The sequence below is a fragment of the Arthrobacter sp. BI5 genome, assembly GCF_056680065.1.
The window spans coordinates 1,042,829-1,068,305 of record NZ_CM155264.1; the positions used below are offsets into that span (position 1 = coordinate 1,042,829).

The following is a 25,477-nucleotide window of genomic DNA, read 5'->3' on the forward strand; positions in this document are numbered from 1 at the left end:
CATGGGCAACGACGATCGTGTCCTTCGCTCAGGTGCGAGGGTCGCAGCGCGGCTTCCGCACCCTCGACGATAAGCTTCCAAGTAGTCATCGAAGGTTTTGTACAGGGGGATACGCGTGGATGCGTTCGGAATTCGTGAAAAGCTGATCGCCGGCTACCGGTCGTTCACCGAGGGTTTCGTTGACATCCAAGACCCCCGAATCAAAGATGCCGTCGTCGAACTCGGAGACAAGGGGCGGCAGTGGCCCGACCCGTGGCTCTCCTTGAACCCCTCGTTCAGCTCAGGCGGCCGCATAGATGAGCTCGTCCGCCGAGGGCTCCTGCACCCAGACTGCGATGCCATTTTCAGGCCCAAGAAGGACCTCGGCGATAGAGGCTTGTCGCCGATCACCCTTCACAAGCATCAGCGCGATGCCATTGAAATCGCCGCCAACAAGGAATCGTACGTCCTTACAACCGGTACGGGCTCCGGAAAATCATTGTCGTACATAGTCCCGATTGTGGACCGCGTGCTACGCGAAGGGACGGGCAAGGGGGTCAAGGCCATCATCGTTTACCCGATGAACGCGTTGGCCAACAGCCAGATGGAGGAGCTGTCCAAGTTCCTCGACAATGGATTTGACGGCAAGCCGCCGGTCACTTTCGCGCGCTATACCGGCCAGGAACGCGGGGAAACCCGTGAAAACATCCTGAAGAACCCCCCGGACATGCTGCTGACGAACTACGTCATGCTCGAGTACGTCCTGACCCGGCCGGAGGAACGGCAGTCCCTCATACGAGCGGCCTCCGGTCTTCAGTTCCTGGTTCTGGATGAACTGCATACCTACCGTGGCCGACAGGGTGCCGATGTTGCCATGCTCGTACGTCGCTTGCGGGACGCGTGCAACGCCCAGAGCACCCTGCAGTGCATTGGCACGTCCGCCACGATGTCGAGCGGTGGAACAGTCGCCCAGCAGCAGCGGGACGTCGCCGAGGTCGCCTCCCGAATTTTTGGAACCGTTGTCTCGCCGGACCACGTGGTGACCGAGACCTTGGTTCAGGCGACGACCAACCAGCACCGATCGAACCAGGACCTGAAGACCGCTGTGAGAGAACGCGGTGACGCCGAGTACAGCAGCCCAACGTTGGACGGCGGGTACACCCTGATGACGTCCGACCCACTGGCATCCTGGATTGAGGACACGTTCGGTCTCACAACGGAGCCGGAATCCGGCAAGATCATCCGTAGGCAACCACAGACCGTTACCCAGGCGGCAGAGGAACTGGCCAAGCAGACCGGCGAATCAGCAAGCAGCTGCGCCACCGCCATCCGGGCCACTCTCCTTGCGGGTTCAAAGGCAAAGCACGCTGAGACCAACCGCCCGCTGTTCGCCTTCCGCCTTCACCAGTTCATTTCCAAGGCCGGTTCCCTCTATGCCACAGCGGAGTCCGAGGACATGAGGCTCATCGAGACCGACTTCCAGCTGACCGTCGGAGATGCGGAGAAGCGGCTCTATCCCCTCGCGTTTTGTCGCGAGTGCGGTCAGGAATACCTGATGGCGCGGTTGACGGAGGCCGGGGACGACGTCCGTTTCATCGCCCGTCACGAACTGAAGATGCAGGATACCGGCGGCCCGGACAAGGGCCAGGACGGTTATCTGTTCGTCTCCACTGAGCAGGAATGGCCGGAGCAGCCTGTTGAAGCGGGCCGTATCCCCGCCTCCTGGCTCAACAACGCCGTCTCCGGGAATCCGATTATCGAGTCCAAACGCAAGAGGATTCCGTCGCGCTACCGAGTCCAGCCCGACGGCGAAGCGGCCCGAGATAACGAATACACCCGGGGCGACGGCCAGCTCGCCGCGTGGGTCCCCGGAAGCCTTGGTTTCTGCCTGAACTGCCAGGTCACCTATGAATCCGCCCGGAGCGGTGAATTCTCCAAGGTTGTGACTCTCGACCAAGAGGGCCGGAGCAGCGCGATGACGGTGATCGCAACGAAGCTCGTGCAGCTGCTGAAGTCCGAGGCCGGCCGCGATCTGAGCCCGCGCGCCAAGAAACTTTTGACGTTCGTGGACAACAGACAGGACGCGTCACTCCAAGCCGGCCATTTAAACGACTTTGTCCAAGTGGCCCAGCTTCGCTCTGCGCTCTTCCGCGCCGTCGCCTCAGCCGGCGATGCAGGAGTTGAAGCCATGGAATTGGGCGATGCGATCATCAAGACGCTCAGCCTGGCCTGGTCCGACTATGCGCGCACTGAAGACCCGCTGGACCCTAAACCGACCAAGCGGGCCCTGAACGAGGTGGTGACCTACCGCGCGCTGCGGGATTTGCAGCGCGGGTGGCGGATCACTCTACCCAACCTCGAACAGACCGGTCTCCTGGTGGTCGACTATCCGCTCGCTAAAAATTTGGCGGAACAGGAGCGTCGCTGGGAAAAGGCTCACTACGTGCTCCGGGACGCGGACCCCGGCAAGCGCGAGGAGATTATCCACGTCCTGCTGGATGAGTTCCGCCGCGTTCTAGCGATCGACGCCGAGGAACTAACGGCGGACTGGCTGGATCGCGTCAAGAACCGCAGCCGAGAATTTCTGACGGGTATTTGGGCTCTGCCAGATCAGGAATCTGCTGCCAGCGTCGGACTCGTGACCACGGAGCCCAAGAAGATGGCTTACCGGACGACTCTCCCCGTGACCTCCTACGGAACATTTGGCCGATGGCTAGCCAAGACGGCCTCACCCGGCAATAAGCTCAAACGCGCCGAAGTGGACGAAGTCATCGCGTCGCTCTTCCAAATTCTGCTCGAGACCGGATTCATTGCCGAGGTCATCGAAGGCAAGGTGTCCGGCTACCGGCTCAAACTGTCCAGCATGGTTTTGAGGAAGGGCGACGGCGAGTACGGCGCCCCCGATCTGCTCCGCCGCACATACCATGCCGACCAGAAGCCCCGTGTCATCCAGTTCTTCAAGGACCTGTACTTGGAGCAAGGACAGGAGCTGGCCGGGCTCAAAGCGGCGGAGCACACCGCCCAGGTACGTGCAGAAGACCGGGAAGCCAGAGAACAGGCGTTCCGCGAAGCAGAACTACCTCTGCTGTTCTGTTCTCCAACTATGGAGCTGGGCGTCGACATCGCCGACCTCAATGCGGTGGCGATGCGCAACGTTCCGCCGACGCCGGCAAACTACGCCCAGCGCAGCGGCCGTGCGGGGCGTTCGGGCCAGCCGGCCTTGGTGCTGACCTACTGCGCCACCGGCAGCCCTCACGACTCCTATTACTTTGAACGCTCGAACCTCATGGTTTCCGGTCAGGTCCAGCCGCCGCGGTTGGACTTCGCCAACGAAGACCTGATCAGGTCACACGTCCACGCCATCTGGCTCGCTGAGGCCCTCGCCGCAACCAGCTCGGGTCTGGGTAAGTCCATGAACGGGCTCCTCAAGCTCGAAGACAAGAGCTACCCCCTTCAGTCCGAGATCAGATCTGTCCTTGCCGATGAACAGGCCGCGACACGCGCTAAGGCATCGGCAGAGGCCCTTCTGCGGAGCATCGAGGGGGAGCTGAAGGACACATCATGGTGGGCTGAAACATGGTCCGATGCCGTCATTGACAACGCTCTCGCAAACTTCGATCAGGCCTGCGAGAGGTGGCGACAGCTCTACCGGAGCGCCATCACCGAGCAGGACGCCGCGCACCGAGCCAGCCAGGACCATTCCACGGATTCTAAGCAACGGGAAATGGCGGCAAACCGGCACCGTGAGGCGCAGCAGCGCCTGGAGATCCTCCTCAATGACAGCGATTCCAAGGGCCAATCGGATTTCTACACCCTGCGTTACTTGGCTTCAGAGGGCTTCCTCCCGGGATACTCCTTCCCCCGGTTACCTTTGGCTGCTTTCATCCCTGGCGCCCGAAGAGGCAAGGACAACAACAGCACCTGGCTGCAACGCTCGCGTTTCCTGGCGATCAGCGAGTTCGGACCGGACTCCCTCATCTACCATGAAGGCGCCCGGTACCAGGTGAAGCGTGTCAGCCTGCCGCGGGACTCTGACGGCGGGGGCGTGGGAGACGTTGTCCTCGGGGAGGCCCGTGTCTGCGTTGCGTGTGGTTACTTGCATCAGCGCGAGGCTGGACTCGACATCTGCGAATCGTGCAATGAACCGCTGGCCGGCAGTTGGTCAAACCTGATGCAGTTGCAGTCCGTCATCACGCGCCGCCGAGAACGTATCAGCGCGGACGAGGAGGAACGCAACCGTCAAGGCTTCGAGCTGGTCACGAACTACCGATTTGCGCCGCACGGTAAGAAGCCGGGCCGCTCCGATGCGCAGATGCTGAACGGGGAGGTAGCCATCGGTGCAGTGCACTACGGCGACGGAGCCACCGTCCGGGTGACCAACCTGGGTCGACGGAACCGGGCCAACCAGGATCGGCATGGCTTCTGGCTCGACCTGATCACGGGCGAATGGCTGTCGGAAAAGAAGGCCACCGCGGATACCGGAGACGCGAGTGAGGCCACCGACGCGGACGACATGACCGTAGAGCAGTCCAAGAAGAAGCAGATGGTGACGCCTTACGTTGAGGATCGCCGCAACATCGCCGTCGTCCGCTGGGCGGAGAACGTGACGCCCGCAGAAGCAACCACCATGCAGTTCGCCATGGAACGCGGCATCGAGGCCGTGTTCCAGCTGGAGGACTCCGAACTCTCCAGCGAGCTTTTGGCTGATAGTGAGGATCGGGGACGTCTGCTGTTCATCGAGGCCGCGGAGGGCGGCGCCGGAGTATTGCGCCGGCTGCAAAGCGAGCCGGACGCCATGGCCAGGGTCGCCGCCAAGGCGCTGGAAATTCTGCACGTCGATGCCGCTACGGGCAACGACATGGAAAACAGCTGCGTCCGTGGTTGCTACCGGTGCCTGTTGTCCTACGGCAATCAGCGTGACCACGAAATCATCGACCGGAGGCTCGTCATAGACCGCCTGATGCAGTTGGCCGGCGCTGTCACGGTGGCCGCAGCAGCGACGCCGAAACCCAAGCACGCTATGCCTCCCGGAACTGTGGTTAGCCCGCGGGCCCAAAGCCTCTTGGACTATCTGCTGCAGAACGGGCGAAATCTGCCCGATGAAATCGGCCCCAGCATTGAGGGGCATGTGGTGGATTTCGTTTACACCGCTAAGTTGTCGGTGGGCATTGCTGTGATTGTGGAGGACGTGTCCAGGCCTCCCGTCGATGACCTGACACTGACGTACGGCAACTGGAACGTCATCAGGTGCCGTCAGGACGAAGACATTGAAGCATTTGTTAGTGGACACACGAACGTATTTGGAGTGGTGGAGTGACTAGTACGACGGAGGAGCGCAGGTTTGCGGTTGGCTCGCTGGTAGCGGCCCGCGGCCGGGAATGGGTGGTTCTGCCCGAGAGCAGCCCCGACTTCCTTGTCCTCCAGCCCCTGGGCGGCACAACGGACGACATCGCCGGAGTCATCCCCTCCATCGAGGAAGTGACCCCCGCGTCCTTCGGTCTGCCGCTGGCTACCGACCTGGGCGATGACCGCAGCGCCCGGCTGCTCCGCGACGCGCTCCGTATCGGGTTCCGCTCCAGCGGTGGCCCGTTCCGTTCCCTGGCAGGGTTGAATGTGAGCCCGCGCCCGTATCAGCTCGTCCCACTGCTACTGGCGCTCCGCCAAGATGTCGTGCGCCTCCTAGTAGCCGACGATGTGGGAATTGGCAAGACCATCGAGGCTGGACTGATCGCCTCCGAGCTCCTGGCTCAGGGCGACGCCAGCGGACTCGCTGTCCTATGTCCGCCGAGCCTGGCCCAGCAGTGGAAGCAGGAACTTTCTGAGAAGTTTGGTATTGAGGCCGAGCTGGTCTTGCCAGGGACAGTGAAACGGCTGCAGAGGGAAGCCGGCTACGACAAGTCCATCTTTGAGTATTTCAAACACACGATCGTTTCCACTGACTTCATCAAGTCCGAGTCCAAGCGCCACGACTTCATGCGGACGGCACCAGATATGGTGATTGTGGACGAGGCCCACGGTGTCACCGCCGATGACTCCGGCAAGGGTGGCGTCGGCCGCACTCAGCGGTACGAGCTGGTGCGAGGACTGGCCGACAACCCGGACCGTCACCTCGTGCTGGTGACGGCAACGCCGCACAGCGGCAACGACGGTGCCTTCCGCAACCTGATCGGCCTGCTGGATAACAGTCTCAAGAATGTGGACCTCTCTACTGAGGCGGGCCGCCGCAAACTTGCAGACCATATGGTCCAGCGCCGCCGCGTGGACATCCGCAGCTACCTGAAGTCGGACACCAAGTTCCCCGGCGACCGGGAGACAATCGAGGTCGCCTACAAGCTCTCGCCGGAGCACCGGGCATTCTTCGACGCCGTGCTGAACTACGTCCGCGGCCAGGTGCAGGACACCTCCGGCACCAAGCGTGACCAGAGGATCCGCTGGTGGTCGGCTCTGTCCTTGCTGCGCGCTATGGCATCCTCGCCTGCGTCCGCGGCCGCAACCCTGAACACCCGCGCAGTGGCTGAAGATTCTGAATCGGACGCCGTCGCCGAGAAGCGCGGCATGGCTGTAGTGATGGACCAGGTGGAGGACGACGGTGGCGAAGGCATCGACGTCGTCCCCGGCTCCCGGCCCGACGCCCTGGACGAAACATCCTGGGAAAAACGTCAGCTCAATTCGTTCCTCAAGACAGCGGGGGAGCTCCAGGCCAACCCCGGACAGGACGCCAAGCTTCAGCTCTTGGTCAAGCGTATCCGTGCGCTCATTGTTGAGGGCTTTCAGCCCATCGTTTTTTGCCGTTTCATCCCCACCGCACACTACGTCTCGGAGTACTTGCGGGAAGTGGGGAAGAGGAAGTTTGACGTAGAGGTAGTCACCGGCGAACTGCCATCGGAGGAACGCGCCGCTCGCATCGCCGCGCAGGCGGAACGCGCGGGCGACACTCCGAAGGTGCTGGTGGCCACAGATTGCCTGTCCGAGGGTGTGAACCTGCAGGACGGCTTCCAAGCCGTAATCCACTATGACCTCGCCTGGAACCCCACCCGCCACGAACAGCGCGAGGGGCGGGTAGACCGTTTCGGACAGTTGTCCGATACCGTCCGCGCCCTCACCATCTACGGTGATGACAACGGTATCGACGGCATCGTGCTGGATGTCCTGCTGCGCAAGCATGAGAGCATTCGCCGGGACTTGGGCATCAGCGTACCCGTCCCGCCCCGCAGTGATCAGATCCTTTCCGCGCTCCTCGAAGGCATCATGATGCGCGGAAAGAACGGCGATCAGCTGGAGCTGTTCAGCCTCACCCCGGAAGCCGAGGAACTGGACGCTGACTGGCGAAGCAGCGCGGAACAGGAGAAGCTCAGCCGCTCCCGCTTCGCGCAGAACGCCATACGCCCGGAAGAAGTTCAGAAAGTGGTGGACGCAGCCCGGCGCAGCCTGGGCGACCCCGACGACGTCCCGGCCTTTGTGAAAGCAGCTCTCGAAGAAACGGGCGCGCACGTCGATACCACTCCCGATGGGCTCGTGGCCGAGCTAACAGCGGCTGTGCCGGGCATCCGCAACGCCCTAGGCTCGGATTCCAAGATCCGCTTCGCCAACGACTTCCCGGCCCCGCACCACACCTCCGTGCTGGTACGGACGGACCCCGTCGTCTCTGCCGCGGCAAACTACGTCCTGAACTCCGCCCTGGACGCGCAACTCACGGGCAAGGAACGGCCGGCCCGCCGCTGCGGGTTTATCAAAACCAACGCGGTGGACAAACTTACCGTGGCCCTCCTGATGCGCTTCCGGACCAAGCTGGTGCTTCCCGCGCGGCTTGGCGACAAGACAGACATGGCAGAGGAGGCTCGCGTCCTGGCCTTCACAGGCATGCCGCAGAACCCCGTCTGGCTCCCGGAAGATGCCGTCGAATCGCTGCTACAGGCCAGACCGGACGCAAATGCCGGCGATGTCAGCAACATGATGGCCGCCATCCTCGGATCTCTGGACCAGCTGAAGGATCAGCTGGACCAGAAAGCCCGCGAGGTGGCCGACCAGATCCGTGATGCCCACCGCGAAGTCAGGATCGCCGCCCGTGGCGACCGTGCCGGCCATCTCGGCATCCGAGGTCTCACGGTCGAACCGAATCTTCCCGCAGACATCCTAGGCGTCTACGTCTACAGCCCGGCCGGAGGCACCAAATGAGCACGGCATTCCAATCCATCACCGTCATCGGAGGAGTCGTTCCCCCCTCGTTGCTGGGGCGCATCCAGGCCGGGGAAGTCAATGATGCTAGGAGCTTGGCTCCGGCCAGTTTCCACCTTGCTGGCACGGAAACGGTCCGTGACGCGGCCTCACGGACATGGATGTACCTTCAGGGGGCCTGGCGCGCCTGGCGCGAATCGGACGCTGCCAAACGCCCGGACGGGCAAGGCGCCGGCACCGGGGATGCCCGGCAGAAGTGGCTTCTCGTTCTACTCCGTGAACTCGGCTATGGGCAGGTTCCGGCGACCCCCGGCGGCCTGACGATCGGCGGCGAGGCGTACCCCATCTCGCACCGTTGGGAGTCCGTGCCCATACACCTGCTTGGCCCTGGCGTGGACCTGGACAAGCGCACCCCGAAGATTGAAGGAGCGGCCCGGCGCGCGCCCCAGGCGATGATGCAGGAATTCCTGAACCGTGAGGACGCTTACCTCTGGGCCATTCTCAGCAACGGTCTCAGGCTCCGACTCCTGCGGGACTCCACCGCGCTGGCAGGCTCCGCATACATCGAGTTCGATCTCGAGACCATCTTCGAGTCGGATCTCTATTCCGAGTTCCAGCTGTTCTGGCAACTCTGCCACCAGTCCCGGCTGGACAAGCGCGGTGGGTCCGAAGCGCCCCCGTCTGACTGCTGGCTGGAACTCTGGCGCGGTGAATCCGTCGAGGCCGGAGCTCGTGCCCTCGACAAGTTGGGTGCCGGCGTCGAGAAAGCTCTCGGGTTCCTGGGCTCGGGCTTTCTGCGTCACCCGGACAACCGCTGGCTCGTGGATGCCCTGCATTCCGGGGATCTAAGCCATCGCGACTTCCACAAGGCACTCCTTCGCACTGCCTACCGCCTGCTGTTCCTGTTCGTAGTGGAGGATCGCGGCGCTCTCCTCGATCCGGCGGCGACCACCGAGGCCCGCCACCGCTACGAGACCTACTTTTCAACGCAGCGGCTCCGGAAGATGTCCCGAACGCGCGACGGAGGCCCGCATCCGGACCTGTGGCGTACCCAGAAACTCGTGTTGGGCGCCCTGGGCGGCGACGGCCTCGGTGTAGTCGGTCTGCCGGCACTCGGCGGTCTCTTTGATCCCGATCCCCGCGCCGCACGTCTGGCCGGGCAACCGTACGAGGACCTATTGCTAGGTGCAGAGTTGGCAAACCAGGACTTCCTCAAGGCCATCCGCGGCCTAGGCTGGGTGGCTGGAAAGGCCGGCCGTCTGCAGCCAGTGGACTACCGACATCTCGGGGCCGAGGAATTGGGCTCCGTTTACGAATCTTTGCTGGAATTGATGCCCCGCGTCGACACCGGGACGCGGTCCTTTGAACTCGCGCATCTGGCCGGGAACGAGCGCAAGACCACCGGCTCCTACTACACCCCGCCGAGTCTGGTGTCCGCGCTCTTGGACACCGCCTTGGACCCGCTTCTGGACCGGGCCGTGAATGGTGCGACAGGACCGGACGACGCCGAGGCCCGGCTTCTTGCGCTGACCGTGTGCGACCCTGCCTCCGGCTCCGGCGGCTTTCTGGTAGCCGCCGCCCGCCGGGTTGCCCGTCGCCTGGCCGAGGTGCGCGCCGGCGATAACGAGCCCACACCCGGCGAGGTGCAGAGCGCGCTGCATGACGTGGTGGAACGCTGCATCTACGGCGTGGACATGAATGACCTCGCCGCCGAACTTGCCAAAGTGTCCCTGTGGCTGGAAGCCATGCAGCCCGGGAAACCGCTGGGCTTCCTGGACGCACGGATCAAGATCGGCAACAGCCTGTTGGGAACAACGCCTGCGCTGCTCGCCGGCGGCGTACCCGAGGGGGCCTTCTCGCTCTTGGAGGGCGATGACAAGAGGACCGTGGCGGAGGCAAAGAGGCGAAACAGGGCCGAGAATACGCGGAAGGCGGACAAGCTATTTGGCTCGCTGGGGCAGGACGCCTTCAGCTTCGGCGGCACGCAGTCGGCTGTGGCGCAGCTGATCAGCCAGCGCCGCGAGTTGGTCAAACCCGTTTCGAGCGCCGAGGAAGCCCGGTCCCGAGCAAAGGCCTACGACGCCTTCGACCACTCCGCGGCCATGGAGCAGAAGAGGCTCCAGGCGGATGCCTGGTGCGCAGCCTTCGTCTGGCCCCTGAAACCGGGGGAGGCCGAGCCTCCCACCTCATCTATCGTCCGGCAGCTGGGCGACTCCGGGACCGCCGCGGGGTATGGCCCGACGGTCTACAAGATCCGCGAGCTCGCCAACGAGTACCGTTTCTTCCACTGGCACCTGGAATTTCCGGAGGTCTTTGGTGATCCGGACGCGCGCGAAGACGTCGGTCCCGAGGGCTGGCCCGGAGGCTTCTCCTGCATTCTGGGTAACCCCCCGTGGGAGAACATCGAGCTCAAGGAACAAGAGTTCTTTGCATCTGAAAATTTGGGGATCGCGACTGCCACGGGAGCGAAACGAAAGAAACTCATCGCGGAGCTGCCCGAATCCGATCCAATCCTTGACGCCAAGTTCCGATCGCGTAAGCGTGAAATCGATGGACTCCGCCACTTCGCCGCGAACTCGGGGCGGTACCCATTCTGCGGACGCGGAAGGGTTAAGACGGATCCACTCTTTGCCGAGCTTTTTCGGTCAATGACTCATCCGCTGGGCCGAACCGGAGTCATCGTACCCACCGGAATTGCGACCGACCACACGACCCAATACTTCTTCAAGGACATGGTGGAGACAGCCACCATTGCGGGGCTCTATGACTTCGAGAATCGGGCACCCTTGTTTGTCGGAGTCGATTCCCGATATAAGTTCTGCCTTTTGACCATCGCGGGCCGACTGACAAAGGCGGAGGTTGCCTCGTTCGCTTTCTTCCTTCGCGATCCGGCCGAGATTTCCGGGTCGAAATTCGAGCTCACGCCGAAAGAGATCAAGCTCCTCAACCCGAACACGGGTACCCTGCCAGTCTTCCGTACTCGCCGCGACGCTGAGATCACTCTCGGTATTTACCGACGCGTCCCCGTCCTCATCAACGAGACCGACCCCGTAAACGGCAATCCGTGGGGCGTCTCATTCATGCAGGGCCTCTTCAACATGACCTCGGATTCGCATCTATTTCACACCCGTGAGCAGCTGGCGGGCAACGGCTGGACACTGAAGGGGAACGTCTTCGAACGATCTGTCAGCGGAAAGCTGGAGAAGATGCTGCCGCTCTATGAGGCTAAGATGATCCATCAATTTGACCACCGCTGGGCTACTTTCGATGGGCTTGAGTCTCGCGACACGACCGACATAGAGAAGAAGGACCCCTCATTCGAGGTAGTCGGACGGTATTGGGTCGCTGAGGCCACCGTGGACAAGGCGCTCGTAGGACGCGGCGACAACCCATGGTTTATCGGCTGGAGAAACATTACGAACGTAACGAATGAAAGGACAACGATTGCCTCGCCCTTGCCGCGAGTCGCTGTAGGCCATTCGATGCCACTAGTCCTCGGATCAAAGTCGCTTCTGTTGGCCGCGAATCTCACGTCCTTCGCTTCCGACTACGTAGCCCGTCAGAAGATCGGCGGTACGAACTTCACGTTCGGTTACTTCCAGCAGCTCGCGGTCTTGACACCGTCCCACTTCACGGCTCTGTTCCAAGGTGTTGGCGGCAGTCCTAAGGAGTGGCTGCACCCCCGCTTGTTGGAGCTACATTTTACAGCCAACGACATGCGTGGGATGGCCAGTTCTGAGGGCGACTTGGGTGAGCCGTTCTTGTGGGACCGCGATCGACGGAAGCGTCTTCGTGCTGAGGTGGACGCCCTCTTTTTCCACCTCTATGAACTGGATGAGACGGAGGTGGTCCATATCATGGACAGCTTCCCCATTGTGAAACGTAAGGACGAAGCAGAGTTTGGTGAGTACCTCACCAAACGCCTGATCCTCGAGGCTTACAGCGCCCTGCAGCAAGGTATTGACACTGGCATCCCCTTCCAATCAACGCTCAACCCGCCACCCGGCCAGGGCCCACGCCACCCCATCAAGGAGCTCTCCGCATGACTCAGAACCTGAACTGGACGCCGTTCATCGAGTTTGCCGGCAAATTTATTGAAACTGTCGACGTCGATGCGGAAGAAAATGACTACAAGAAAGAGCTGGCGGCAAAGCTCTCAGAAATCCGAGCCGAATTGCTGGCGGGAGATCCCGAGTGGCACGCTCACTTCATTAGGGCCCTGCGGACGACGAATCTCGTCAACTACAGAACCATCGGGGCGATGGACAAGCTGGATGAGGCCTCGGTGCAGCATCTTCAACGCCTCCTGACGAACTTTTGGTCTGGAAATCCGGGAACCCAGGGGCTAACGGACTTGGTTACAGGCCTGAAGGAGCTCAACTCCCGGGAACTCTCAGATGGCATTGCCACCGGCGTGGGTTCTGTCCTGCTTATGGCTGTGGATCCAATCGAGTTTCCGCCGTACCGTCCCGAAGCGGTCCGACTGTTCTGGAACATCATCGGTTTTGACTACAAAGACGCCGTACGGACTCCGCAAGGACGCTATGAGGCGTTCTTGGACGTCCTCGATCAGCTCCGGTCGGAGCTGGCTCTTGCGAGCCTCGGTAACTATGACCGCTTGGAAGCCCAGGGAATCATGTGGACGGTCATGAACGCCGATCCGGCGGACGAATGGACCTCCCAGGATGTGGTGAACTTCCGTAAATGGCGCGGAGATAAGGCCGCGGCTGCCGAGATCGATCTCAGCACTCCCGCTGCCACGATAGCTCCCCAGCTCGAAGCCGCAGGGCGACTGATCCTCGAGAGCGGATTTCGCAGCGGCCCTTCCGCCATCGACCGCTCAACGCCAACGTGGACAGCCGAAAACGCTCGAGAGCTGGCAAGAAGAAGTGAGCTCGACGTCGGCCCCGGAACCTTCATGGCTAAGTTCGAACGTCAACTGCAAGGCGCCAGCCGTGGCGTGGTCCTCTTGGCAGCGGAACTGGCGTACCTTCAGGTGCTGCCACTCTCGAACGTAGGCGCCCAAACAAAGATCGCCAGGATCGAGAAAATTCTTTCCTGGATCGAACGCGACGAAATGTCGCTACCTCCGACGCTTCAAGAGGGCCTGGACGTCGAAGGCGCCTTCCACGGCGGTGTCGGATTCAACATCCAAGTGGCAGAGCACATCAAATGGCTGTCTCGGCTCGTTGAGCATGTAGCGACACAACCAATGAGCTTGATTGAAGCCGCGCTCACGGACCCTTGGGCGTTTCGTGACATCACCCAGTCAGTCCCCGATGACCGCCCCATGATCCGTTACAGCGTGGACTATATCGCGTGGCCGGGATACTTGCCCCCTGTTGTAAAGCGGGACCACCGGACAGAGATTTGGCACGCATTTGCAGGCGTAATTGGCGGTGCAACAGGTCGAAACGACAACAACGAGGCCGTGATTGCCAGAGACCTCCATGCCATTCGGCTCGTCCAACAGGGAAGCTCGAATGAATTTGTGGAATGGTATAGCGAACCCTATCTAAGCCAGTGGCGGGCGGGCGCGGAAGACTCCGGACAGCGGGCGTGGCTGGTCAGGCAGAGCCAGGCAGGGACGACCATGCTGCATCCGTGGCTTGAGGGCGGTTTCGTGTCCACCCCCGCACAACACCTTGGGTCACCCACGCCAGGATCGAACCTGAGCCAATTACAGGCGGCCGTCAATAAGGGCTACCAACACATCGAATATTCGGAGCGCAAACTCCGTGCCATGGAATACCATCGCTTCCTCAGCATCATGAAAGTGGACGACTTCGTCCTCACCGCCTTCGAAGACGGTCTCTATATAGGGGTCGTAACCGGGGAGGCTCACTACGTCGAGGACGCGACATCCCGCTTGCGACGCGCTGTCGCGTGGCAGAAGACGCCGATCAGCAATGAAGACATGCCCGCGCCCCTGCCGCGGCTGCTGGCCGAGCAAGGGTCAGCCGTCGACCTTACCGAAGCGCTTTCCATCATCACGGCCTGGTTCGGTGCGGAAGCTGACCCCGATAACGAGACGGAAGTTGTGGCACCCGTGCCGCAAATCGCCGTCGTACCCCACCTGAAGAAAGCCACGCCAGAACTGGCACGAAAGCTGCACGTGCACCAGGAGCACTTGCAGGAAGTGATCCGACTCCTCCAGACCCGGCAGCAGATCGTCTTCTACGGCCCTCCCGGAACCGGCAAGACCTTTCTGGGAACGGCGATCGCCAAGTTCCTGGTGGGGGAGGAGCACACCGACCACGTCAAGACGGTCCAGTTCCACCCTTCCTACGCATACGAAGACTTTTTTGAGGGCTACCGGCCGGCGAAAAGCCAGGACGGTAACGTGGCATTCAGCCTCGAAGCGGGGCCACTGCGGCGTATCGCCGACGAAGCGTCATCTGAGGGCAACCGCGACAAGCCGTATTTTCTAATCATCGATGAGATGAACCGCGGCAACCTCGCCAAGATCTTCGGCGAGCTGTACTACCTGCTGGAGTACCGCAACGAGGGCATCAACCTCCAGTACAACCCAGACAAGGTCTTCGCCCTGCCGCCCAACCTGTTCATCATCGGCACGATGAACACCTCCGATAGGTCCATCGCGATGGTGGACGCCGCCATCAGGCGCCGCTTCGCATTCGTCGAGCTTCACCCGCAGGACGGCATAATCTCTGGGCTGCTCGAACGCTTCCTTAAAGCGAACGGCAAACCCTCGCTACGGGCCGATCTCCTCAACGCCTTAAACAATGAGATTGAGGAGACGAACCGCGATCTGATGATTGGGCCGTCGTACTTCATGAAGCCCCATGCCGAAACTGATGAGGGGCTCGAGGAAATCTGGAAGTACGAGCTGCTGCCGCTGCTGGAGGAACAATACTTTGGCCGCCTGAAACGGGACCAGGTCCGGGAGAGGTTTGGACTGGCGGCGATGAGGCGGAAAGCCGGCACTGATGTTGGGCCCGTTGATTTGTTGCTTGGCGCTGGCGATTCGGCTCCCGTGGGGGAGGACGAACTCGAGCAACTCATCGGGGAATCCGAAGACACGCCCCGCTGATGTTGCAAAACATCGTCCTGGATGAGCTGCAGACATCGTCGGAGCCCGTCGAGCTAGACCGGGAAGTCGCCGCAACACTCCGGGACACCGGACTCGTTGCCGTGTCCCCAACATATGGTGGCAGGTGGACCGTGCTGCCGACGGGAACGGTTGGGGCGGTCCAGGTCGGAAACCTGCTGGTCGAGGTCAAGCCCAAAGAAAAAGTTGGTCTCAGCCGGCTACTTTTCCTGCTCGGCTATGCCACTAACCCGGGGTTTCGGCCCGACGACGTTGCCGGTGTCGAAGACACAGATCTCTTCGCCGCCCTGGGGGAATCCCTGGCCCGCCAGGGCCTGAGAGCGCTGGAAGGCGGCGCGCTCAGCGGGTATGTCCATGTTGAGGATGCTCTGCGCACCGTCCGGGGGCGGATCCGGGTGGGGGACCAAATGACCCGCCGCCCCGGCATGCTCCTGCCGCTGGAAGTCGCGTTCGACGACTTCACCGTAGACATCGCCGAGAACCGTATTCTGCGGGCTGGCGTTCGCCTGATGATGCAGGTCCCGAGGCTTTCGGACGACATTCGGTGGCGACTTGCTCACCTGGATTCCAAGCTGGACGGAGTGTCGGAGCTGCGCGCTGGGGCGCCGCTGCCGTCGTGGACGGAGTCCCGGGTGAACGCGCACTACTTACCGGCACTTCGGCTGGCGGAAATCATCCTGCTGAACATGTCGGCGGAAGCCGGGTTGGGACGTCACTCCGTCGCTTCTTTCGTCGTTGACATGGCGACGGTGTTCGAAGATTTCGTGACGACAGCCGTCAGAGAGGCATTTGTTGACCATCCCGGCGAGACGGAGGGGCAGTTCGAGGCGTTTCTTGATGAGCAGAGGGCCGGTTCCAAGAAGGACGACCGGGTGCGGATGTACGTTGATATTGTGCACTCGGTGAGCGGTACGCCCGCTATTGTATTCGATGCCAAATACAAGGCCGCTAGTTCATCGGGCACCTACCCCAACGCTGATCATTACCAGATGCTGTCCTACTGTACGGCGTTGAGGGTCCCTCGGGCATGGCTTGTTTATGCAGGACCTGGGCGGGCCAGAGTACGGCGAATTGTGAATACCGGAATTTCGGTGGTGGAGTTCCCCCTCGACCTTTCCCAGGAACCCTCAGAAATACTGGCCCGTGTGAGATCACTTGCCAACGCATCCTACGCGGCGTGGACGACTTCGACTGCGGCCCTTGTTGCGTCAAGGCCGAAAACCACTCCCATGGGCACGTAACCACGGCGCTCTTGTCGTTGCAGCCATGACGCGATTTTGGGCTAATTGGCAGACTCAGGTGCTGGGCACACGAACCGCGTCGAAGGCGGAAAGCTCATTAATTGGTGCGCCTAAAGCCGAGAGCCGCCCGCTCGACAGTGAGGTCCCGCCGGTCCGGATCGGTCGGTCCCGACCTGACTAGAACACATAGCTGTGGCCAGCCTTGCCTAACGTCCATATTCCACAGGCCAGCGGGCGGGGTTGGGGTTGGGGGGCGCAAGGCGAGCAGTTAAGATTCGGGGCATTGAACGGCAACAAATTGAAAATGGGAAATATTGCGCGAGTCGGAGCTGGCGCTACAGCGGTCCTGGTGCTGGAAAGGTTCGCGGGCAACACATAGTAGCCAGGCTCGTCGCGATCGACGATCGCCTCCTCGGCTTAGGCGCCTCCAACCTCGATAAAGACAGCTGCCTAGGTGGCCAGTGCAGTGGCATCGACGAAGAAGTGGCTCGAGGCGGCTATCATCCGCTACAACGCTAATAGCTGCGACGTAATGATCGGACGGGGACCCCCTGGCTTGGACAAGGCTAGCTGCGCGGTAGACAAAAACTCAATTGCGTCTCTGCCCTCGGCGATGGCGATGACCTTGGCATCGCAGAACAGCCTGAAGAACACTGCAGCCGCGGCTAATGGCAGTTTCTCGTCCAACATGTTCCATGACAAGGTCTCGTTCCTCGGCCACAGAACTGGACGCCTGGGCGCCCTTCGGTGCCTAAGATGACGAAGTCTTCGACCTGGTAGTCCGCGACACAGCCTCACTCTCGACATGTGGAGGTCGTCCTTAGGCTCCGGGGCGGGCCTCGAGCCGCATTTGATTACAGGTCACCTGCGACGCTGAAGTGGAAGTCCCTGAGCTGGTGCGATCTGGCTGTAAACATCCGCCGGAGCCGAGAAGCGGTAGCAAGCAGTAAGCGAGTTGACCGGGCCCGGCCAGGGGCTCCCATGCTAGTCGTTGCCCACCGGGCTGTACTGTCCGACCCATGTGGTTCCCGGGGCAAAGCTGGGTCACCGCATTGATGTACGTGTTGAAGGGGCCCGCATAGGGGAAGCAGCGCGGGGACCGCCCATGCCCCTCGGCACGCGGGAACAGAGGTTCGCCCGCATGCTGTTCTGCAAGCTCGGGGACGACGGCGGCGGGTCTAATCATGCGATGCCGGCCTTGATTATCTGCGCGCCCACCAGTTTGTCTGCGTTGAGGTCCGCCAGCTCGTTGTGGTCGCGTCAAAGCATGCCGCGAAGGGCCTGGCGCCGGACTGCAGCACATCCCGCTGCTATCGCACGGAAGTCTCAGCGGCATTGAGTACTATTCGCTGGAGCTCGGCAAAACGTGCGGCACCGCGAGGGCGTCACCTAGTGCCACGAAACGTCCACGCACGCCATCTTTGTCACGCTGAACAAGGACGGCAACGAGCACTCGGCCACCAACAAGTACGAGGACTACGCCATCAGCCCGGAGCTGTTCAAGGGGGAATCGGAGAACCCGAACTCTCCGGGTAGCCCGTGGGGCAAACGGTACCTGGATCGGGCAGTGCACAGCTCCAAGATTCTGATCTTGACCCGCAATTCCTCCGAAGACGAGACCGGGCTGACTGTTCCGTGCTCGTGCCTTAGCCAAGTGGAGCATGTGCAGCGCGCGGGGGAGGAGGCGATGGCGATCACGTGGAAGTTGCACCGGCCGATGCCGGCGGAAGCCACCGCGCCTGCGGTGGCACAGTAATTGGTGCTCCTCTGGCTCCGCGCTGAAACGCCCATTGAGTCGGCCGGAAACGCGACAGCATGAGCGTCCCATGCGCGAGGCGCCCTGGGGCCGGTAGCCCATCGGGTCGGAGCCGGCTGCACAACGCCCTCAGTCCTTTAACCGTAGCCGAGGCCGACCGTGCTCCAGCCGATCAGGGGGGGGGCGGGGCAACGGCTGTGGGCGCCGGCGGCAACGGGGCAACGCTTCTGGACCTCGACCCCCAACTCCTAGCCCGGTCCGAAGCGGCGCCCCTTAGCCCACACCGACCGGTGAAGAGTCGGAAGGGTTCGTGCCAAAAATGTCAAGCACCTGAAGGTCATCCAATTGGGTCGGGGACAAATTCTCCGTTTCAGCCGCCGTTGCTTCGCGAACAATAGATCTATTCCGGGCTCGCGCGCGCCGATATTCCCACGGCACGCCGAGTTTGATCACCTCAAGAATTGGACTGTTCTGGGGAATTGAGTACCAATCGAACACGATGTCGTCGATTGCCAATCGTGCGTCGAGGGCCGTCTGAGAACGAGTCTGAGCCTGTTGCTTCAGACCATTGAACAATGAGTTCCATCTCGTGACCGCGTCTGAACGGGGAACGATGACGCTGTCTAGCACGGACTCCCACTGGGATTGTGTATGACTTCCCAGAAACTCCTCTACGAGCGCCGTATATCCAGCTACGTGTGATTGGAGACGGCCCTCCGACAATATTCGACCCACCCGCATGGATGTTCCAGGCGTAACGCGCATCGTGGCGCTGAGAACGGCATGTCGAAGCGTGCACGTAGGAACCGTGGGATTCTGCTCTAGTAAACGATCGATATTAAAAACAGCACTCATGTCGTTGTCGATTCGAGCAGAGTTCAGTTGAGCAAATGTGTAAAGATTTTTAGCCGTGTCCAGTGCTACATCCACAGCTGAAGCCAATGCTTGTACGGGAAAAGTCGAGGCGCTAGGGCACGGAAGGCGGAAAAGAGTACTTTTCTGGACATTGAAGTTTGTAGACCATAGAGCATACGAGTAGTTTACGAGCGCACTCGTAACGAGTCCGAAAAGAGCCTTAGCGCGCAATAGCTCGGTAGCGGATGTCTTGACCCGCCATAGGCTGTGATAAGCCACGAATGAACTGTTCGGACCGCGGCCGAACCAGGTCCCTTTCAGCCGCCGCCCCACGTGCATGTTCATCTGGGCGCCGATCAGGAACCCGCATTCGACGGTGGGGAGATTCCCTAGGTCAAAGATCGTAGACCCAACCCCCGTGGCTGGCCTCGTTGACGGAACCTTCACGTAACCGTCGCCCGCGAGTAATGGCGCAAAGGGGCGTGCTGAGCCTCCCGTGTATGCGGGCAAGGTTGCCACCGAGGGGGTCGAGCTTCGATAAGGTTTTGCCTTTGTTGTATTGACGTCACCCTGGGACCATGTGATCGATTCACCGAAAAGTGTCTCGATATAGTCTTCGCTGGCATTGAGAATCTGCTTCCAAGCGTTATAAGCGGAATCCTCCGCGACTACGAGCCAGGGATGTCTCCACTCCGATGACAGTGTCCGAGAAAATTTAGGCTCTGAACCAACCACGTCCGAAATTGGTCTAACGACCTCCTCGGCAGCGGCCTCCACCTCATCCATGCCGTGTCGAAGTCTGACTGTCGCTGTCGGGTCGGCCGCGGCAACCTCGAACCCAACTATCATCATCCATTGATCAACATCTGCAAATAACACCGTGGCGCTCGTGAAACGAGTGAGGCTGGTCAGCCGGATGCGGCCAGAGGTGAGAAGCTTTCTCACCTTTTCGCCGCTGTCATCACCTACGAGAGTGACGGGACAGATGATCGATGCGCGCCCGTTCTCTGCCAAGAGGTACTCCGCGAGCCTCAGGAAACATAGGTATAGGTTCCCGTCCTGCGATATTGCGTCTTCGGCATAGAACGGTCGTGAAAGTACTGTACTCAACGATGGCTGCTTTTTCGAAGAAACGAACGGGGGATTCGCAACGACGAAGTCGAATCGGGGGCTGAACCTTCCCGTGAGAGACTTGGCTTCCCAGCCATCATCAATAGGAGTGGACTTGAAATTTAGATCTAGAGTGTCAGAATCAATTGATTTTGCCAGCACATCTTCCGGCAGTGCCAGACTGTCAGTGTTGAACACTGAGAAGCGTGAAATTGGGCTTAGCTCACCGTGGCTCCAAAGAACACCCAGTTCATCTAAGACTTGGACGAAGAGGTTAAGTTCGGCGAGGTAGCAGGCGAATGGGTCTAGATCCATCCCTACGATATCCTGCTCTACCAATCCGATAAGTGTTCGGGCAAATTCAATTCGTGACGGACTCTCACCGTCCGTGAAAATCTTTTCGGGTAAACGGTACTGATTTGAAAGGGAAACCAGAAGCTCACGTCGAAGACGGCGCGTAGCATGGATTAGGAATGATCCCGATCCGCACGCGGGATCGATGAGTTTCTTGCCGATGATCAGGGGGCCGTGGTAGCTCACGTCATCAAGAATATAGTTTACAATGCCACTGCGTGTCAGAAATTGGCCCTTTTGCTTCTTGTTAACTCGATCAATATAGCGTTCATAGGTAAACCCAATAACGTCATCCGATATGTCGCTAAACTCATAGTCATTGAGATGGCTGAGCAGCGCCACAAGCGAGTAATCGTCGACCTCAAACCAATCAAATATGGGCTGGTCGAAAAAGTGTCCATAATATCGAGAAACGGTACGATAAACGAGAGACAGTAGCTGGTCGCCGGCTATATCTGTTGATTCGGCCACTGGTTGATTGCTATTTCGGGCAATCAGCTGGCGCCAAGCCGCAAAGCCGCCGTTAGCGACAATGCGCTCCTGAAGTATCTGTTTATCCTCCAAGACTCGAACTAGAAGAAGTCGAACAAACAGAACATATGAGACTTGTTCGCTAAATCGCTCCACACTGGCGTTGCCCGAGTCAGGCTGTAAGCGTCGCCAGATGCTCAGGGAATTGAGGATCTTGAGGTTTTTCTCATTTTCAATATCGCGCAGTTTTTTTTGGCTGTCGAGCTGCAATACTTCCTGTTGCCAGGCAGTTACTTTATCAGCAATGGCTTTCGGAATTCGCTCGATCGCCACGGCAGAGTCGGATAACTGTCCGAATCGTACTTGAACGTCTTTTAGTAATGCCGCAATTTCAGCTTGGCGGACAGCGGGCCATCCTCTCCCCGCTAGGGCGTTGTTAATTTGCTCCAGGCGAATCCGAGCGGCAGAATCGCTGGCCGTTGAAGCGGCTTCCGCGCTTAGAGCTGCATAAACCTGTGAAGCTGCGTTGTGGCCTATCGCTGTCAGGCGATCCTGCGCGCCTGCGATGAATTCTTCCAAGGCGCGCGTCTCGGTGAGGTGTACGCGAGTAGGATTTGAGCTCGCTTTCTGGGCTAAGCCTGCGAACTCTGTGAACCTGTCCTTGGAAAGTAAATCCAAGATCGTGGCCAACGCGAATTCATCGGTGGGAAACGCTCGCCCCTCTGCGATCTCGCGCGCTGATAGCTGCGCCAGCGTTGCGACGCCACTCCCGGAACCGATTTTCACTAAGCGAATCAGGTCACCGTTCGTCCAAAGCGCGAAGGCATTTGTTCCAGCTACATACTTTCGTATTTGGGGCAGCCGCTGGAGGCCCCATTCCTCAGTGGTATTTTTGTTTTCTACAATGAACGCTGTGACACCAGCGGCAACTATACGAAAATCGGGTCGTTGTGTGTTTTTGTGGCCACCAGTTTCGGGTGCGTTGTAGTGCCAGTCGGAACTGGACCAGCCGAGCCATTCCAAGAGCCGCGGCGTGAATTGAGAATCGACGAACGATGCCTCGTCGCCCGAGCGATCGGCTACCGGTAGTGCCATGTATGACTTGTAGTCTAGAGCCGTTGTGCCGCGGGGGGGCATCGCCGAAATCGGTTTGAGAACGCGCTCGTGGAAGTCTGAAACGTTTGCTGCCCGGGGCACTAGTTTTCCTCTCAACTGAATCCGACCAGCTTATATCGCCAGAATTGACGGCATTCGTCCGTTGAACGCGACACGCAGGGGGGGGGGCGAATCTCGGACCTGCAGTGTGTTCCATCGCCCAAAGCACCGACACATATGGCGTCTTAGCGGGAACAGAACTTCGTCACTCGGCTATGGGCTAGCGCTTACGGGAGACCGGGGCATTGGTCTGCGAAGTTTTTCGATCTCGAGAATCGCAGGTAGTCGGCGCGTTTCTGCACGGTGTTGATCCCCAGCGTGGTGACCGACGGCTTCTCGAAGCCGAAGTTGGCAGGCCCACTCTTCCCAGGCCGGATCGCAGAGGCCGCCAATAGGGGGTGCAGGCGGCCAAGGTGGACCAAAACCGTTCAGCACCGGCACGATAGCGCTTGAGGACCTGGTGGAGCAGGGTTTTGACACCCTGATCAACTACAAAGACACGGCTATGGAGACGTGCCCCGTCATAGCCTCCACATCATCGCGATGAACCAAAAGGCAGGCCGCCTGTGAAAGCCGGCCTGCCTCTGGTGTGTAAAAGCCCCTACATAACCCCCGTCGGTACCAGCAGCGCCCACGCCAGCGCAGGAGCCACGAGAACCACGCCGCCGGCGTACATCATCAGCTGGCGGTAGACGCGCTGGCGGTCGTTGTCGCGGGCGTTGGCCACCACCAGGGCGCCGTCGGTGGAGAAGGGGGAGACGTCCACGACGGTGGCCGCGATGGCGAGGGCCGCGACGGTGCCGGAGGCGCTCAGCGAGCTGGTGGCCAGCAGCGGCCCGGCCATCGGAATGAACGCGGTCAGCAGCGCCGTCGAGGACGCGAACGCGGAGCCGACGCCGATGACGTAGCAGAGGACCAGTGCGATCAGCAGCGGCGCTCCCAGGGCGAGGGCCATCTCGGCGAGGGTGTCGATGACGCCCACGTGCTGGAGCAGCGAGACGTAGGTGATCATGCCGGCCACCAGCAGCACGGTGGACCAGGACACGCCGCCAATGAACGTCTTGTGCTCCTTGATGTTGACAAACGCCAGCAGCAGGCCGGCGGACAGCGCTACGAAGCCGATCGGCAGGTGGAAGCCCAGCGTGCACACCAGGATCGCCGCGATCAGAACCAGGGTGAAGATCCGCTGGCCCCCGGGGCGGCCGGTGCGCGGCGTCTCGAGGCCGGCGTACGCGTTGGCGTGCTTGTCGCGCAGCTTGCCCAGCAGGGCGAACAGCACGATGGTCAGGGCGGACAGGATGAAGTTGAGGGCAAAGCTGGCCGTGAAGAGCCCGCCCTGCGAGATGGGGAAGCCGTTCTTCAGTGCGATGTCGTGCACCAGGACGCCGGCGACGGACAGCGGGGAGAAGCCGCCGGCGTGGGCTCCGTTGATCACGAAGGCGCCCATCAGGACCGGGTGGATGCGCGACTCGTACGCCAGGCCCAGCGCCGCCGGGGCCAGCAGCGCCACCGCCGCGGGGGAGAAGGTGCCCAGCGCGGTCAGCGCGGCGGCCAGGAGGAAGAACACCCAGGGAAGCAGCATGGTTTTGCCCCGGACCAGCCGCACGCAGGTCTGGACGATGATGTCGATCGATCCGTTCCGCTGGGCCATGCTGAAGAAGTAGGTCACGCCGATGATCGTCAGGACGATGCTGGCCGGGAAGTCCTCCAGGATTTCCTTGTCGCTCATGCCCAGCATGAAATAGCCGACGCCGAAGGATGCCACCAGCCCCATGACGCCGATGTTCAGTGGCCATTTCGTGGCGACGACGAACATCACCACGAGGATGACGAGCGGGATGATCTGGGTGGCGGTCATGGTCGGCTCCGATTCAGAGGCGGCCGCGGGGTTGAAGAGGACACCTCCGAACAGGAGGGCCAGCAGACCCAGGACAGCGATCGCGGCTACCGTCACCAGCAGGATACGGCGACGGCGGTCGGGACGCCGGGAGGGCTCGACCCGGGTGTCGCCGGGGCCGGTCTGTTCAGCCGTCTGTACGGCCGTCTCTTCCGTGGTCTGGTCTGCAGTCTTTTCTGCGATGTTAGTCATGATGCTCTCTCCTCATTGAGTAGCGCTGGCAAGGGAGGCGCCGACGGCGGTGCCGAGGGCCTCGGGAAGGTGGATGGTGGTAGTGGCGATGGTGCGGGCTGTGCGGTCGACGCCGACGAGCAGCTGCCCGTCCCGTTCCTCGCTCCAGGTTTCGATCACCCCGGCCGGGGTGCGCAGCCGCAGGGTGGGGCGTACGGTGCCGCCGGTGATGTCGGCAAGCAACGTGCCCGGGGTTCGGGCCGCCAGGGTCAGGGCGATGCTTCCGGTGATGGCCAGGGCCGGGTGCGGCTTGCCCATCGAAAGCATGACGACGGCGACGTCGCTGTCGGCGTCGGACGGGGCGGGGGCGGCCACGACGGCGACCTTGGGGACGGCGCGGGCGGCGTCGCCGGGAGTCGGTGCGAGACCCATCCGCACCGCTGCCTGGCGCCGGATGTGTTCCAGGGTGTCCAGCTGGAGTTCCAGCCCGGCGGGCCAGCTGCCGTGGCGCTCCGGGTCAAGGCCCAGGTCCTCGGCGCGCAGCATGACGACCGGCGCTCCGGCGTCGACCATGGAGACAGTCCAGCGGGTTCCTCCGGCGGTGATGGTGTCGGTGGCGGATCCCGTGGGGAGCAGTTTGCCGGTGGTCTTGCCGGCCGGGTCCAGGAAGCCGAGCCCCACCCGGTAGCCGGGGAACGGAACACCGGGCATCTGGGCCTGGGGGACGATCGGCAGGGCGCCGGCCGGCGTCGCCACCCGCTGGATGATGACCTGGCCGGTGTTGGTGTTCCGGGTGACGATCCGGGTGACGTCTCCGGTGGGGACCACCCAGCCCTTTTCGATGGCGTAGAGGCCAACCACTGCGGAGCAGTTGCCGCAGTTGCTGCCCCAGTCCACGGCGGCCTCTTCGATGCCCACCTGGGCGAAGGTGAATTCGACGTCGACGCCGGCGTCGGCGGGGCGGTGCAGGATCATCGCCTTGCTGGTGGTGGAGGTGGCGCCACCGACGCCGTCGATCTGCCGGTGGTCGGGGCTGCCGAACAACCGGGGCAGCAGGACGTCCGGGCTGGTCCCGGTTTCATCCAGCTGGCCGGTTTCGAAGACCCAGCATTTGCTGGTGCCTCCGCGCATCCACTCCGCTTCGATCTTCATGGTCTGTTCCTTGCTTCGGTTCTGCCCCGAGGTGTTCAAGGGCTTGATTCGAGATTGATCCAGATCACAAATGAAGACAAGGTTGGATA

The 25,477-nt window shown here is 61.2% G+C and carries 9 protein-coding genes; 6 read left to right on the forward strand and 3 right to left on the reverse strand.

Going from position 1 to position 25,477, the window contains the following annotated elements:
• Positions 1 to 115 precede the first annotated feature (115 nt).
• The 6 genes from AC1MED_RS04920 to AC1MED_RS04945 all read left to right on the forward strand — a co-directional run bounded on the left by AC1MED_RS04920 (position 116) and on the right by AC1MED_RS04945 (position 18,223).
• Positions 116 to 5,296: a DEAD/DEAH box helicase gene (locus tag AC1MED_RS04920; RefSeq protein WP_479785761.1), complete on the forward strand. Its 5,181-nt coding sequence runs from the start codon at positions 116 to 118 to the stop codon at positions 5,294 to 5,296.
• On the forward strand, positions 5,293 to 8,154 hold the full coding sequence (locus tag AC1MED_RS04925) for a helicase-related protein (protein WP_479785763.1): 2,862 nt from the start codon (positions 5,293 to 5,295) through the stop codon (positions 8,152 to 8,154). The genes AC1MED_RS04920 and AC1MED_RS04925 overlap by 4 nt, the downstream gene beginning before the upstream one ends.
• The gene (locus AC1MED_RS04930) at positions 8,151 to 12,200 is read left to right on the forward strand and encodes an Eco57I restriction-modification methylase domain-containing protein (RefSeq protein ID WP_479785764.1); all 4,050 of its coding nucleotides are present in this window, start codon (positions 8,151 to 8,153) and stop codon (positions 12,198 to 12,200) included. Before AC1MED_RS04925 ends, AC1MED_RS04930 begins: the two co-directional genes overlap by 4 nt.
• Positions 12,197 to 15,208 (forward strand): McrB family protein, encoded by a 3,012-nt coding sequence (locus AC1MED_RS04935; RefSeq protein ID WP_479785765.1) that lies wholly within the window; start codon positions 12,197 to 12,199, stop codon positions 15,206 to 15,208. Before AC1MED_RS04930 ends, AC1MED_RS04935 begins: the two co-directional genes overlap by 4 nt.
• The gene (locus tag AC1MED_RS04940; RefSeq protein WP_479785766.1) at positions 15,208 to 16,467 is read left to right on the forward strand and encodes an McrC family protein; all 1,260 of its coding nucleotides are present in this window, start codon (positions 15,208 to 15,210) and stop codon (positions 16,465 to 16,467) included. Before AC1MED_RS04935 ends, AC1MED_RS04940 begins: the two co-directional genes overlap by 1 nt.
• Positions 16,468 to 17,896: 1,429 nt before the next feature.
• A complete protein-coding gene (locus tag AC1MED_RS04945) occupies positions 17,897 to 18,223 on the forward strand; it encodes a hypothetical protein (protein ID WP_479786549.1) in 327 nt (108 codons plus the stop codon).
• A 273-nt stretch (positions 18,224 to 18,496) separates the two neighbouring features.
• Here AC1MED_RS04945 and AC1MED_RS04950 read toward each other — a convergent pair whose 3' ends face one another.
• From AC1MED_RS04950 to AC1MED_RS04960, 3 genes are all read right to left on the reverse strand, one after another.
• Positions 18,497 to 22,210 carry an N-6 DNA methylase gene (locus AC1MED_RS04950; protein WP_479785768.1) on the reverse strand — a complete coding sequence of 1,238 codons (3,714 nt, stop codon included), beginning with the start codon at positions 22,208 to 22,210 and terminating at the stop codon, positions 18,497 to 18,499.
• A 559-nt stretch (positions 22,211 to 22,769) separates the two neighbouring features.
• Entirely contained in the window at positions 22,770 to 24,026 is a 1,257-nt protein-coding gene (locus AC1MED_RS04955; RefSeq protein ID WP_479786551.1) for an SLC13 family permease, read from the reverse strand.
• Positions 24,027 to 24,269: 243 nt separating this feature from the next.
• Entirely contained in the window at positions 24,270 to 25,388 is a 1,119-nt protein-coding gene (locus AC1MED_RS04960; protein WP_479785769.1) for a PrpF domain-containing protein, read from the reverse strand.
• Positions 25,389 to 25,477: the final 89 nt, after the last annotated feature.

Coding starts and splice junctions, on each gene's coding strand:
- AC1MED_RS04955 (WP_479786551.1), bottom strand. CDS start 24,026: ATGACCGCCACCCAGATCATCCCGCTCGTCATCCTCGTGGTGATGTTC.
- AC1MED_RS04930 (WP_479785764.1), top strand. CDS start 8,151: ATGAGCACGGCATTCCAATCCATCACCGTCATCGGAGGAGTCGTTCCC.
- AC1MED_RS04935 (WP_479785765.1), top strand. CDS start 12,197: ATGACTCAGAACCTGAACTGGACGCCGTTCATCGAGTTTGCCGGCAAA.
- AC1MED_RS04960 (WP_479785769.1), bottom strand. CDS start 25,388: ATGAAGATCGAAGCGGAGTGGATGCGCGGAGGCACCAGCAAATGCTGG.
- AC1MED_RS04940 (WP_479785766.1), top strand. CDS start 15,208: ATGTTGCAAAACATCGTCCTGGATGAGCTGCAGACATCGTCGGAGCCC.